Here is a 12,846-nt window from a genome sequence, read left to right as displayed (position 1 = left end):
TTGTGCCGTTTCCGTAGTGGCGACAAATCGGCGCGTCAATATCCCACGACGCACCCAAATCGGTTCAATCCCGGGGCGTCGCTGCTCCACGGCCCCATTGCGAGGCCGGCTGCGCCGGATCGCTGGGGGCCGGCTCGACGGGGATAGGCGGCTGCTGGATGTTGGGCGTCGGATCCGGCTCGCCGTCGGCGCCGGCCAGCAGCGGCACGCCCCGGCTGCGCAGCACCAGCACCAGGATCGATCCGGCGATGATGCCGCCGATATGGCAGGCCCAGGAGATCTGGTCCTCGCCGGCCGCGGCAAACATCACGATCTGGAACAGGATCCACAGGATCAGCGGAATGAACGCCGGGATGCGCAACGGGATGCGGGCAAAGGCCAGCACCCAGACCTTCACCCGGGGATAGAGGATCAGATAGGCGGCGACGACGCCGGCAATCGCCCCCGAGGCGCCGATCAGCGGCACCTGCGAATCCCAGGCCACTAACCCCTGGAAGAAGGCACCAGCGACGGCGCAGGCCAAGTAGAAGATCAGATAGCGTATGTGGCCGAGCGCATCCTCGACATTGTCGCCGAACACCCAAAGGAACAGCATGTTGCCGCCGAGATGGAAGATGTCGGCATGCAGGAACGAGTAGGTGAGGTAGCTGAGGCTCTCGGGGATGACGACGAATTCGGGCGACAGCTCGACCTTGTCGTGAACCACCGACGGAATGAAGCCAAGGCCGAGAACCGCGGCATTGGTGAAGTTCTCACCGCCAAGCGTGGTCGCCAGATAGATCAGCACATTCGCCACGATCAGGCCGATGGTGACATATTGCAGCCGGACATGGCGCAGCCTGTTGGTGTCGTAGAGCGGGATGAACATCGGACCCCTCCCGCCTGCGGATTCAGCGGTTCTTACCGGGAACCCATAGCACGTCGGCCTTTCCATTGTCATTGACCGCACGGGCGGCGACGAACAGGAAATCCGAGACGCGGTTGATGTATTTGAGCGCCTCGCGATTGACATGCTCGGCCGGATCCTGCGCCAGCGCCACCATCAAGCGCTCGGCGCGGCGCGCCACGGTGCGGGAAAGATGGAGCGCGGCTGCGGCCGGCGTGCCGCCGTTCAGCACGAAGGATTTCAGCGGCTGCAGCTCCTTGTTGAGCGCGTCGATATCCCGTTCGATGCGGTCGGTCTGGGCGGCAACGATGCGCAGCGGCTCGTATTCCAGGGGCTTGCCGTCGTCCGGCACGGCAAGGTCGGCGCCCAGATCGAACAGATCGTTCTGGATGCGCGACAGCATGGCGTCGATCGCGGGATGTTCGGCGGCGGTATGGATGCGGGCCATGCCGATGCAGGCATTGGCCTCGTCGATAGTGCCGTAGGCGTCGACGCGCAGGTCGGATTTCAGCCGTCGCTCACCGGTGCCAAGCCCCGTCGTGCCGTCGTCGCCGGTGCGGGTGTAGATCTTGTTGAGCTTGACCACGCCGTCCTCTCTAAAATCTCTATTTGCGTGTGAAATAGACCACCAGCAACAGCAGCGCCAAGGCCACGGCCTGCAGCATGATGCGCGCCTGCATCAGCTTGTTCGAGGTAATGCCGGAGCCGCCGCGCATCATGTTAATCAGGCCGCGAACCAGAACGATCACCACTGCGGCCATCGCGACGATGGCGAGGATCTTGAAGACGATGAGCATCTGGCTGGCTCCGGTTCAGGTTCGGGTCAGGCGCGCCTGGCGAGCACGCGATAGAGCAGGGATGCCGGCAGGATGCGTTTCAGCGCCGCGCCGATCCGGGCCGGCAGTGTTACCACATAATGCGGGCGCGGGCGCTGTGACAGAAGCGCGTGGCGGAGCGCCTTGTAGACGACCTCGGGTCCGGGCTTCAGCTTCGACACGCTGCCGCCGGCCTGAAGCCGCGCAAGCTGCGCCTGATAATCGGCGCGGTGGACGGAATTTTCGATGTCGATGTTTTTTAGGAACCAGGTGAGGCCGTTGCTGGCAATCTTCGACGTCACCGGTCCCGGTTCGATCAGGGATAGGTGGATGCCGCTGCCTTCGAGTTCCTGGCGCATGCAGAGCATCAGGCCTTCGATGGCGTGCTTGGAGGCCGAATAGGCGCCTCTGAAGCGGACCGGCGCCAGCCCGAGAATCGAGGAGCAGTGTACGAGCCGGCCATGCCCCTGGCGGCGCATGACCGGAACGATACGCCGGGTGAGGTCGTGCCAGCCGAAGAAATTGGCCTCGAACTGCTCGCGAAGCGCTGCGACCGACAGGTCCTCTACGGCGCCGGGCTGGGCGTAGGCGCCGTTGTTGAAGAGCGCGTCAAGCGTGCCGCCGGTGCGCTCCAGCACCGCATCGACCAATACCGCGATGGATTCGGGCTCACAGTAGTCGAGGTAAAAAGCCTCCAGGCCGTCGGCCTCGAGGGCTGCGATGTCGGCCGGCTTGCGCGCCGTGGCGAAGACCCGCCAGCCTTCCGCTTTCAACGCCCGCGCGCAATAGGCGCCGATGCCGGAGGAGGCGCCGGTGACGATGACGGTGCGCAACTCTTCGGCGGCGGGGCGCATTGTGGGACCTGGGGTTGCCATTTGCCGCAATCACTTCCCATATTCGCGGCGTTGACACAATCGAGCGGAGCGCGGGCCCTTGCTGCGGAATATCGTCGCCCTCAAGCGCGTGCTCTACGATGCGATAGGCCACTTCAACACCGATGACGGCTGGGCGATGGCCAGCCATCTGGCGATCACCTCGCTGATGGCGCTGTTTCCGTTCCTGATCTTCGCCACCACGCTTGCCAGCTTCCTCGGCGCGCGCGCCTTCGCCGACACGGCCGTGCATCTGGTCTTCGACACATGGCCGGAGCAGATCGCCAAGCCGATCGCGCATGAGGTGCTGAACGTGCTCACGGTGCGCCGCACCGACCTTCTGACCTATGGCGTGCTGCTTGCGGCCTATTTCGCTTCCAACGGCATCGAAGCCCTGCGCACTTCGCTCAACCGCGCCTATCGAGTTACCGAGACGCGCGGCATCATCCACCGCCGGGTGCAAAGCATCATCTTCGTCTTGATCGCCACCGCCTGCTTTCTCGCCATCAGCGTGCTTTTGGTGTTCGCGCCGCTGCTCGCACGGCTGGCGGAGGCGCATCTGGAGTGGATCAAGCCGTATATGGGCACGATCACCATCTGGCGTTACGTGATCGCCTCGACGGTCATCGTCATCGGGCTGTTCTCCGTGCATATCTGGCTGCCTGCCGGCAAGCGCCGCTTCGTCTCGATCATACCCGGCATCGTCTTCACGCTGGTCGCCTGGCTGGTGGGGTCGACGATCTTTGCCACCTATCTCGACCATTTCTCGTCCTATGTGACGACCTATGCCGGGCTCGCCTCGATCATGATCGCGGTCGTCTTCCTCTACATCATCTCGGCGATCTTCATCCTGGGCGGCGAACTCAACGCCGCGATCAGCCGCTATCTTGAAGCGCGCGCCCGCGTCGGCTGAGCCTGCCGCGCCGTCGCCAAGGCGACGCCAAGGGTGGCGATCGCCATGCCGGCGATCTGCAGCAGGTTGAGCTGCTCATTGAAAAGCACCCAGGCGATGACTGCGGTTACGGCCGGCACCAGGTAGAACAGCGAGGCAACCTTCGACATCTCGCCGTCCCTGATCATCACCATCAACAGGAATATGGCGCCGACCGAGAGCACCAGCACCAGCCAGGCCAGGGCGAAGATCAGCTCGCCATTGACGGTGACGGCGCGAGTCTCGAAGGCGAGCGAGCCCAGGATCATCACGACGGAGCCGCCGACATATTGCCACATCGTCGCCGACACCAGATCGCCGCCGGAGGCATAGCGCTTCTGCCAGATGGTGCCGGCGCTCATGCCGAGCACCGAGACGAGTGAGGCGGTCAGCGTCGCCGGCGTGACGCCGCCGTGCAGCATGCCGAGCTTCGGCCAGAGCACGATGACGACGCCGAGCAGGCCGACGGCAAGGCCTGCCCAATGGCGCGGCAGGATCGCTTCGCCCAGGAATTTTCCAGCGAGCACGGCGGTGATCAGCGGCTGCAGGCCTACGATCAGCGCCGAAAGGCCCGCCGGCATGCCCCTGTGGATCGCCCAGAAGACGGCGCCGAGATAGACGCCGTGCATGAGGACGCCGGCCGCCGTCGCGTGCAGCGCCTCATCGCGCGTTGCCTTGCGCGAGCGGAGCAGGATGGAGAGGCCGGCAAACAGGATCGCCGCGATCACGAAGCGGATGGCAAGGAAGGTGAAGGGTTCCGCCCAGGGCATGGCGTAGCGCGCGCCGATGAAGCCGGTCGCCCACAGAACGACGAAGGAGGCGGGAATGAACCGCTTGATGCTCTGCATGGGGGGAAGCTGCCGGGATGAACGGTTGATGACGGCAATTGCTCTAATGCCGATCAATCCCGCAAGCAAAACGAAACGGTTGATCCATAAGCTAAGTCGAATTCAACAAACCGTGCCAACAGGGGCATGGCGCATCGCCGCGCCATGGTGGGGCATGTTTTTGCATCTGGACACGGCCTGGCTGTTGTTTGCCTTCGCGATCATCGCCGGCTTCGGCTTCTTCTTCGGCACTGCGCTCGACGTGATCATGAGGGAGAGCGGCTTCGGCCCGACCGGCAACACGCTGCTGTTCATCTTCGGCTTTTTCGTCGCGGTGGCGGTCGCCAACCAACAAGGCATCAGCCTGAGCGATCTCAAGCTGGCGGTTGCCTGCGGGCTCGGCGGCGCCTTTGTCTTCATAAGCGCGCTGGCGCTGATCAAGGCCGGGATGGCGCGCCTCTAGCCAGCTAAAAGCCGATCAATCTTCTGACATCCTGCGGCGACATGCCCGCCGCCCGGAGGGAGGCAAGGCCGGTGTCCTTGAAGCTCTTGGACAGTTTCCTGCCGTCCGGACCGAGGATCAGGCGGTGGTGGAAATAGCGTGGCTGCGGAAGGCCGAGAAGTTGCTGCAGCAGGCGCTGCACGCTTGTCGCCGAATAAATATCCTGGCCCCGCACGACGTGGCTGACACCCTGCAGAGCGTCGTCGAGGACCACGGCGAGATGGTAGCTGGTCGGGATGTCGCGGCGGGCGACGATGACGTCGCCCCAGGCTTGCGGTTGTGCTTCGATCGCTCGCGTCGCGGACATCGTCTCGTCGGTGAACTCCACCCATGACAGGCCGGCGGTGACGCGCGCCATGGCCGCCTCGACATCGAGCCGCCAGGCGAAGGGCATGTTCTCCGCGATCCGCCGCCTGCGCTCCCTGGCCGACAGGGCCTTGTCGAGTGGCGGGTAGAGCGGCACGCCGTCCGGATCGCGAGGCCAGTCGCGGCTGCCTCTCTCGGCGATGAAGGCGCGGATCTCGCCCCGGCTCATGAAAGCGGGATAGATGAGTTCCTCTGCGATCAGCCGCTCGAGCACGTCGCGGTATTCGGCGAAATGCTCGGACTGGCGACGCACCGGCAGTTCCCAACGCAACCCCAGCCATTCGAGATCGCGAAAAATGCCGGCCTCGAATTCGGGCGTGCAGCGCAGGATATCGATATCCTCGATGCGCAGCACCAGGCGCCCGCCGGCCTGCGCCGCCATGCGCTGGTTGAGCAGAGCCGAATAGGCATGGCCGAGATGCAATTCGCCATTGGGGCTCGGCGCGAAGCGGAATGTCAGGAGTGTCATATCTCGGGCGGTATTCGGGTTGAAAGGCGCTTCCGCCGGTTGCTAGTTAGCCATCAATTGCCATTTCGCGGGCGCCCTGGGAACAAGCAACGTGCAACGCATCGCCTCGCTCGACGACATTGCGACAGGGCTCGACGCGCTCTGCCGGATCGATCCGCGGCTGGCGACCGTGCGCGGCCGGGCGGGCGAAGTACCGCTCCGGCTGTCGGAACCTGGCTTCCAAAGCCTCGCTTCCATTATCGTTTCACAGCAAGTTTCCCGCGCGAGCGCCGACGCCATCTTCGGGCGACTGGTGAAGCTCGTCGACCCGCTGACGCCGCAAGCAATCCTTGCCGCGCGCGAAGACGTATTTCGCGAGGCCGGGCTGTCGCGGCCGAAACAGCACGGGCTGCTCGCCGTCGCCGAGGCGGTGGCCGGCGGGCTCGATCTCGATCACCTGTGCACGCTGGACGCCGGCGACGCGATTGCCGCGATGACGGCCGTGCCTGGCATCGGCCCATGGACGGCCGAATGCTACCTTTTGTTTGCAGCCGGCCACCCGGATGTGTTTCCCGCGCGCGACGTCGCGCTGCAGACGGCGGTCGGCCATGCGCTCGGCATCGAGCCGCGTCCGCCGGAAAAAATGCTTATCCGGCTGGCCGAATCATGGAGCCCGTGGCGGGGGGTCGCGTCGCGGCTTTTCTGGGCCTACTACCGGGAACTGAAGGGCAGGGACGCGGCGCCCTCCGCCGAAATGACCAAAAAAGCCTGAAAATCATGCGGTTTTGGCGATTTCGACGCACGACAATCCGCTTCACATCCCTGTCATGTCGGGCTTACAGTATCCGCGCCGTTCGGTTCTAGAAGCAAGGAGGCGAAGGACGTGACGGTTGCCGTATCTCCGGATGGGCTTCCCGCGCTGGTGCTGAATGCGGACTACCGCCCGCTCAGCTATTACCCCCTGTCGCTCTGGTCGTGGCAGGACGCCATCAAGGCAGTCTTCCTCGACCGGGTCAACATCGTCGCCGAATACGAGCACGCCGTCTCTTCGCCGACCTTCTCGATGAAGCTGCCGAGCGTGGTCAGCCTGAAAGCCTATGTGAAGCCGTCGCGGCATCCCGCCTTCACCCGCTTCAACGTCTTCCTGCGCGACCGCTTCCAGTGCCAGTATTGCGGAACGCCGGAGGATCTGACGTTCGACCATGTCATCCCGCGCCATCGCGGCGGAGCGACGACCTGGGAGAATGTCGTCGCCGCCTGCTCGCCCTGCAACCTTCGCAAGGGCGGCATGATGCCGGCGCAGGCCAAGATGTGGCCGCTGCAGAAGCCCTATCAGCCGACGGTGCACGACCTGCACAACAACGGCCGCTTGTTCCCGCCCAACCATCTGCATGAAAGCTGGATGGATTATCTGTACTGGGATGTCGAACTCGAGCCTTAGAGTTCGGCACAAATTCGCCATGCTGGTGGCCTGCCGCAGCTTTCTGCGCTTCCGGTGCTCACGTACTTAAGTACGCTCCGCTCCGGTTCTCGAAAGCCGCGCCATCCGACTCAGCCTGCCGAATTTTTGATCGAACTCTGCGTCGCATTTCTCGATCAATTGGCTTAATCGCGCGCGAGCGCGCTGCGGAAGGCGACGGCGGCGAGGATGAGGCTGGCGATGGCGTTCCAGCCGGCGAGCGACAGGCCGAGGATGCGAAGCGCCGCCTTGTCGCAGGAGGGTGGCACGAATTTGTCGAGCGCGTCGAGCACGCCCTTGCCGCCGGTGTCGACCGGACCGGCGCCGGCGGTGCAGTCAGCCGGACCTTGCCACCATGCCCATTCGACGCCCGAATGGTAGACGCCGAGATAGAGGCCGTAGAGCATCAACAGGCCGCCGATCGCGAGCAGCCCGCGCGTCACCCAGGCCGGCGCGCGCAGCATCGAGGCGATCGCCGCCAGCAGCATCAGCGGCGCGCCGATATAGTAGGGCGTGCGCTGCTCGAGGCAGAGATGGCAGGGGATGTAGCCCCCGATATATTGGAAGGCGAGCGCAGAGCCGACGGTCGCGGCCATGGCGACGGCGAGAAAGAGCGCCGCGCGCGTGCGCTGGCGTCCGGTGTCGGCATTCATGGTCGCGGTCATCTATCGGGTCCGTTGCTGCGTCGCTATCCGTGGGCGTATCTGACGAGGATATAGAGCAAAATCAGGGCAGCGGCGCCGGCGCCGACAATCAATCCCAAGCGCTTTTCGATGAACTCCCTGATCGATTCGCCATAGCGGCGAAGCAGCCAGGCAAGCAGCAGGAAACGCCCGCCGCGCGCCACGATCGCGAGCCCGATGAAGAGCAGGAGATTGACGCCGATGACGCCGGACAGGATCGTCACCACCTTGATCGGCGGCAGATGGGCCGCACCCGAGGTGACCAGCATCAGGATGATGAAGCCGACGCCGGACGAGGTGCGCAACTGCTCGAACTCGTCGTATTTGCCGTAGAATTCGAGCACCGGCTTGGCGACCGCCTCGTAGGCATAGTGGCCGATGAACCAGCCGGCGACGCCGCCCAGCACGGAGGCGACCGTGGCGATCAGCGCGTAGCGATAGGCGCGCTCGGGTTTGGACAGCGCCATCGGCAGGAAGAGCACGTCGGCCGGCACCAGGAAGACCGAGCTTTCGACGAAGGCGATGAAAGCCAGCCACCATTCGGCCGATTTCCTCGCCGCCAGCGACAGGGTCCAGTCGTAAAGTCCGCGAAGCATCGGCTCTCCTGATGCGTTGACGCAATTCCGAACGGAAAACCGCTGCGCACTTTTCCCCTGGAATCATCTAATGCATGTCACCCCAACGGCGCAGCGGTTTTCGGCCACCGGCATGCATGAAACAAGGACCCAAAGCGCCGCAGCCGCCATTATCGACCGGGCACCTTAAACATTCGCCTCTCTAGAAAGATTTCTCGCGGCGCACAATGGCGGCGGTCCTCACAAGACCGCTGGATGCTGTTTGGCCGAAGCGGCGCCGGCAAATCCGCAACAGGCCAGTTGACGAAAGGCCGTCCAACCGTATAGTCCGCCCCCATCCAGGCCGCCCGGCCTGAGCCCCTATGGCGGAATTGGTAGACGCGCTCGACTCAAAATCGAGTTCCGCAAGGAGTGCTGGTTCGATCCCGGCTAGGGGCACCATCCTTCGCTCTGCGAGCTTCGGATGGCAGGGCCATCCTTTACGAGCTTCGGATGGCAGGCCGTCCTTTACGAGCTTGGGGTGGCGTCATGCCCCCAACGAGCTTCGGGTGGCAGGCCATCCGAATGCCCTACCGCATATTCCCTGTATGCCCTTGCGAGTAGCGCCCTGGCTGGGGCCACACGGTGAGGCCATGCGGCTCGGCGCCGACGCGGATTTTCGTCACCGCGCCGCTCATCGTGTCGATCATATAGACTTCGCTGTCGAAGCGGCCGGAGAGCCATAGCTGCCTGCCGTCGGCGCTGACATTGCCCATGTCGGGGCTGCCGCCGCCGGGGATCGGCCATTGCGCGACCACCGCGCGGGTGGCGAAGTCGATCACCGTGACGCTGCCGGGACCCCTGGCCTTGCCCTGCTCCATCGTGTGCGAGCCTCGGTTCGAGACGTAGAGCCGCTTGCCGTCGCGGCTGACGACGAAGCCATGCGTGCCGATGCCGGTCGGGATGAAGCCGATTTCCCGAAAACTGTCGCCGTCGACCAGGAACACGCCGTCGTTCATCATGTCGGCCACGTAGAAGACCTTGCCGTCGGGCGAGAGGCGGATATCCTGCGGCATGCCCATCCTGGCGAGGTCGAGGTGGCCGAGCAGCTTCTGGTTCTTCAGGTCGATCTTGGCCAGGCCGCCGTCGCCGTATTCGCAGGTGAAGATCGCATAGGAGCCGTCGGCAGAGAAGTCGGCGTGGTTGATGCCGGGGCAAGTCGGCGTCGGCAGGCTCGATTTCAACGCCATGGTGTGCGGGTCGCGGAAATCGAGCTGCTTCATCGCTTCGTCAACCACGATGGCGGCGCTGCCGTCCGGCATGAAATACAGATTATAGGGGTCGTCGACCGGGATCTGCTGGCCGGGCTTGGCCGTCATCGGGTCGATCGGCGTCAGGCTGCCGTTCCTGCCGGTGCCGTTGTTGGCGACCCACAGCGTCTTGAGGTCCCAGGACGGAACGACATGCTGCGGCTTGCTGCCGACCGGGAAGCGCGCGACCTCCTTCAAGGTGACGGTGTCGATCACCGAGACGCTGTTGGAGGAACGGTTCGGCACATAGACGCGCGGCAGCGCGCCGGCCGTGGCGGGGCTCAGATGGCCGGCCGTGGTCTGGCTGTAGATGTTGACGGGCGCGGGCGGATCGCTGCAATCCTCCGGGCAGGTATCGGCCACGGCTCGAGCCGGAAACGCGGCGAGTAGGACAAGCGGCGCACAAAGGCGGGCGAAGCGCAGGACGGTATCGATCATTTGAAGTGCTTTGTGGTGAAGGCGGCCGGGTCCGGCCGCCGCAAGCCATAGCCGGTGTCTCGCCGCCCATCTAGCGTCTTTTCAGCAGGCTCCGCATGCGGTTGCGCAGGATGCGCGCCATGTTGCGGGTCTCGCGGTAGAGATGCAGTTGCGAGGCCGCCTGACGGGCCAGCCGGTCGGCGTCCGGCGTCAGCCCGATCACCAGCGTGCCCATCGGCTTGCGCTCGCTCCACAGGCGGCTCATCACCGGATGGTCCGGAACCGCGCAGGAATCGGTCATCACGATGTTTGGATCGTCGAGATGCTGCCTGGTCACCTCGATCATCAAAAGCGTGCCCGGCGAATAGGCGGAAAGCGTTTCGTCATAGGCCGTCTTCCACGTATAGGCGACGCCGGCCTCGACGAAGACGACCAGGCAGGCGATGGTGCGGCCGTCGAGCGTCAAGAGATGGGTGCGGCACATGTCCTGCTCGGCCAACCTGTGCACGGCCTCGCGGGCGAAAGCGGCACGGTAGCGGTCGATCGCCATCGCGGTGCGCTCGCGGCCTTTCCAGCCGGCCGCTTCCAGCGTCAGGAAGCTTTCGATGGCGTGGCGGATCTCGTCCGGCCCGCGCGCCACGACGTGCTCCAGCCTGCCTTGATCGGCAAGGCGCCGCTTCAGGCGGCGGAATTCGCGGTAGTGATGCGCGCGCAGCGACGCCTTGAGGTATTCCTCGCCGTCGGCATCGCTCTCCAGCACCGGACGCTCGGCCTCGCCGGTGGTGACCATGGTCAAGCCGCGGCTGTCGGCAAAGGAGGTGAGCAGGCTCGCCACCGGACCGTCGAGGCGCATATCGGGTAGCACGAAGACCCTGGGCAGCTTGAGATGCGGCCTCGACAGCATCGAGAAGAAATCCTCGATGACGCCGATGGGATCGTCGCGGTCGACCAGCGGCGTGCCGAGCGGGCCGAACGGGCTCGACCATGTGCGCATCACCGGAACGCCGAGGGGGATCGCCGGCCGCTCGACCGAGAACGGCACCAGAAGGCGCAGCCGGTTGCGGTACTCGTCGCCGTCGCGGATGACGGCCAGCCGCACCTCGCGGTCTTCCAGCCGCGGCATGGCCGGCGCCAGGAAGCGCGGGTTGAAGAAGACATTGGGCTCGATCGTGCGGGCGCTGAGATAGTCGAGCTCCTCGACAAGATCGAAGCCGGCCGAGGCTGGGTAGATGGCCAGCTTGCGCTCCGGCCTGTTGCTGGCGAAGAGCTCGATATGGGCCGGGTCGGCCTCGCGCGCCAGGCCGGCAAGGTTGGAGACCATGGCGCCGGCGGGGCCGCCGCTGGTCTCTTCGAGCAACGGGACGGCGGCCATCAGGCGATTTCCTTTTTTGCAGGCACGAAGATCGCCATCACGATGCCGAGCTTGCGCCAGACGGTGAACGAGAGCGCGCAGGCCTCGAAGACCATGGCGAGGCTGGTGGCGATGGCCGCGCCCCAGAGGCCGAACAGCGGAATGAGGACCACGTTGAGGCCGATGTTGAAGGCAAGCGTCATGGCATAGACGCCGGCGCAGATGTTCTGGTTGCCGCTCATGGTGAGCAGGCTCTCGCAGGGACCGACAGCGGCGCGCGCCACGACGCCCAGCACCAGCAGGAAGAGCAGCGGATAGCCGGCGGTGAATTCGGGACCGAACAGCACCAGCATCGGCTCGCCCAGCGCCAGCACCAGCAGCGCCATCAGCAGCGAGGGCCAGAAGGTCCAGGAGACGGTCTCGCGAGCGAAAGCGGCAAGCCGATGCGGCTCGCCATGGGTGAACTGGGCGTAGCGCTGTGCAACGCCGGCCTTGACCGCGAAATAAACGAAATGCACCAGCGCCAGCGTCTTCACCGTGGCGAAATAGACGGCGACGTCATTGGGATCGAGATAGGCGCCCACCATCAGCACGTCGGCGTTGGTGAGCAGGAAGAAGAAACCCTCGACCAGGAAGATCGGCAACGAGACGAGAATCCACTGGCTGAAATGCACGGTCATCGGCCCGGGCGGGACTTTTTTGTCCATGCGCGAGGTGACGGCCATCAGCTGGCCGAGCGTGGTGACATAGGTCGCGGCGATCGAGGCGAAGATCGCGGTCTTGGCGTCGGGCACATAGTGCAGGCCAAGCATCAGCGCCATGAACACCAGGATCAGCACCGGGCGCACCAGATAGGTGGGCGACAGCGCCAGCAGCGCCCAGGAATTGGCGCGCGCCAGCCCCTGAAGAAGATCGCCGAGCGCGATCATCGGCAGGCAGATGACGCCGAGGATGAAGGGGATGACGTAGTAGTTCTCGATCCAGTCCGAGGCCAGCCAGACGCCAAGCGCGCCAAGGCCGGCCACCAGGGTCGAGGCGACGAGCACGAAAAGGCGGCTCGCCTGCACGATGCCGCGCAGCTCGGCCAGCATGCCGCGCTCGCGATATTCGGGAATGAAACGGATGACCGAGGTGTGGAAGCCGAGGCAGGCGAGGTTGCCGACGATGACCATCGTCACCCAGACCAGCACCGAGATGCCGTATTCGAACGAGCCCATCCAGCGTGCCATCAGCACCTGGCTGACGAAGGCGATGAAGGCGCTGACGATGCGGATGGAAAAGGCGATCAGCGACATGCGCCCGGCTTCGCCGCGCTCGTCGGCGGTGAACAGCACGGCATCGATGCGGCCAAGCAACGGACGCATGCGCAGCGCCCAGCGCTGCGGCAGGAACCGCCCGGCAGTCGTCGCCGCGGAAAAGCGCACC

General features: G+C 64.7%; 15 protein-coding genes and 1 tRNA gene. 5 read left to right on the top strand and 11 right to left on the bottom strand.

Annotation, left to right across the window (positions count from 1 at the left end):
* Window positions 1–64: 64 nt before the first annotated feature.
* The 4 genes from O7A05_RS19640 to O7A05_RS19625 are packed head-to-tail and all read right to left on the bottom strand — an operon-like array spanning window position 65 to window position 2,576.
* Entirely contained in the window at window positions 65–868 is an 804-nt protein-coding gene (locus tag O7A05_RS19640; RefSeq protein ID WP_337094643.1) for a rhomboid family intramembrane serine protease, read from the bottom strand.
* A 22-nt stretch (window positions 869–890) separates the two neighbouring features.
* Window positions 891–1,472 carry a cob(I)yrinic acid a,c-diamide adenosyltransferase gene (locus O7A05_RS19635; RefSeq protein WP_337094642.1) on the bottom strand — a complete coding sequence of 194 codons (582 nt, stop codon included), beginning with the start codon at window positions 1,470–1,472 and terminating at the stop codon, window positions 891–893.
* Window positions 1,473–1,491: 19 nt separating this feature from the next.
* Window positions 1,492–1,683 (bottom strand): twin transmembrane helix small protein, encoded by a 192-nt coding sequence (locus O7A05_RS19630; RefSeq protein WP_040998521.1) that lies wholly within the window; start codon window positions 1,681–1,683, stop codon window positions 1,492–1,494.
* 26 nt (window positions 1,684–1,709) lie between these two features.
* Complete coding sequence (locus O7A05_RS19625; protein ID WP_337094641.1) at window positions 1,710–2,576, bottom strand: SDR family oxidoreductase; 867 nt, start codon at window positions 2,574–2,576, stop codon at window positions 1,710–1,712.
* 58 nt (window positions 2,577–2,634) lie between these two features.
* On the opposite strand from O7A05_RS19625, the gene O7A05_RS19620 reads away from it, so the two are divergent.
* On the top strand, window positions 2,635–3,486 hold the full coding sequence (locus O7A05_RS19620; protein ID WP_095767497.1) for a YihY/virulence factor BrkB family protein: 852 nt from the start codon (window positions 2,635–2,637) through the stop codon (window positions 3,484–3,486).
* On the opposite strand, the gene O7A05_RS19615 is transcribed toward O7A05_RS19620, so the two are convergent.
* Window positions 3,456–4,352: a DMT family transporter gene (locus tag O7A05_RS19615; protein ID WP_337094640.1), complete on the bottom strand. Its 897-nt coding sequence runs from the start codon at window positions 4,350–4,352 to the stop codon at window positions 3,456–3,458. The two genes, O7A05_RS19620 and O7A05_RS19615, sit on opposite strands and share 31 nt — an antisense overlap.
* Between O7A05_RS19615 and O7A05_RS19610 the strand changes: the two genes are divergently transcribed.
* Window positions 4,330–4,794: a hypothetical protein gene (locus O7A05_RS19610; RefSeq protein WP_337094639.1), complete on the top strand. Its 465-nt coding sequence runs from the start codon at window positions 4,330–4,332 to the stop codon at window positions 4,792–4,794. The genes O7A05_RS19615 and O7A05_RS19610 overlap by 23 nt on opposite strands.
* Window positions 4,795–4,798: 4 nt before the next feature.
* On the opposite strand, the gene gluQRS is transcribed toward O7A05_RS19610, so the two are convergent.
* Complete coding sequence (gluQRS, locus tag O7A05_RS19605; protein ID WP_337094638.1) at window positions 4,799–5,668, bottom strand: tRNA glutamyl-Q(34) synthetase GluQRS; 870 nt, start codon at window positions 5,666–5,668, stop codon at window positions 4,799–4,801.
* 91 nt (window positions 5,669–5,759) lie between these two features.
* Between gluQRS and O7A05_RS19600 the strand changes: the two genes are divergently transcribed.
* Both O7A05_RS19600 and O7A05_RS19595 read left to right on the top strand, forming a co-directional pair.
* Window positions 5,760–6,419, top strand: a complete 660-nt coding sequence (locus tag O7A05_RS19600; RefSeq protein WP_337094637.1) for a DNA-3-methyladenine glycosylase family protein — start codon at window positions 5,760–5,762, stop codon at window positions 6,417–6,419.
* Window positions 6,420–6,530: 111 nt separating this feature from the next.
* Window positions 6,531–7,088: an HNH endonuclease gene (locus O7A05_RS19595; RefSeq protein ID WP_027167440.1), complete on the top strand. Its 558-nt coding sequence runs from the start codon at window positions 6,531–6,533 to the stop codon at window positions 7,086–7,088.
* Window positions 7,089–7,252: 164 nt separating this feature from the next.
* On the opposite strand, the gene O7A05_RS19590 is transcribed toward O7A05_RS19595, so the two are convergent.
* Both O7A05_RS19590 and O7A05_RS19585 read right to left on the bottom strand, forming a co-directional pair.
* On the bottom strand, window positions 7,253–7,771 hold the full coding sequence (locus O7A05_RS19590) for a disulfide bond formation protein B (RefSeq protein ID WP_337094636.1): 519 nt from the start codon (window positions 7,769–7,771) through the stop codon (window positions 7,253–7,255).
* A gap of 23 nt (window positions 7,772–7,794) precedes the next feature.
* On the bottom strand, window positions 7,795–8,385 hold the full coding sequence (locus O7A05_RS19585; protein WP_337094635.1) for a YqaA family protein: 591 nt from the start codon (window positions 8,383–8,385) through the stop codon (window positions 7,795–7,797).
* Between the two features lie 335 nt (window positions 8,386–8,720).
* On the opposite strand from O7A05_RS19585, the gene O7A05_RS19580 reads away from it, so the two are divergent.
* Window positions 8,721–8,805, top strand: a tRNA-Leu gene (locus tag O7A05_RS19580).
* A 128-nt stretch (window positions 8,806–8,933) separates the two neighbouring features.
* Here the strand turns inward: O7A05_RS19580 and O7A05_RS19575 are convergent.
* The 3 genes from O7A05_RS19575 to O7A05_RS19565 form a co-directional block, all read right to left on the bottom strand.
* Entirely contained in the window at window positions 8,934–10,091 is a 1,158-nt protein-coding gene (locus tag O7A05_RS19575; RefSeq protein ID WP_337094634.1) for a YncE family protein, read from the bottom strand.
* 70 nt (window positions 10,092–10,161) lie between these two features.
* Window positions 10,162–11,442, bottom strand: a complete 1,281-nt coding sequence (locus tag O7A05_RS19570; protein WP_337094633.1) for a GNAT family N-acetyltransferase — start codon at window positions 11,440–11,442, stop codon at window positions 10,162–10,164.
* Window positions 11,442–12,845: a lipopolysaccharide biosynthesis protein gene (locus O7A05_RS19565; RefSeq protein WP_337094632.1), complete on the bottom strand. Its 1,404-nt coding sequence runs from the start codon at window positions 12,843–12,845 to the stop codon at window positions 11,442–11,444. The genes O7A05_RS19570 and O7A05_RS19565 overlap by 1 nt, the downstream gene beginning before the upstream one ends.
* Window position 12,846 lies beyond the last annotated feature (1 nt).

This window comes from Mesorhizobium argentiipisi (SeqCode) (genome assembly GCF_037179585.1).
Lineage (GTDB): Bacteria > Pseudomonadota > Alphaproteobacteria > Rhizobiales > Rhizobiaceae > Mesorhizobium > Mesorhizobium argentiipisi.
Note: the sequence above shows the minus strand (reverse complement) of the source record. Positions and strands in the feature narration are given on the sequence as shown.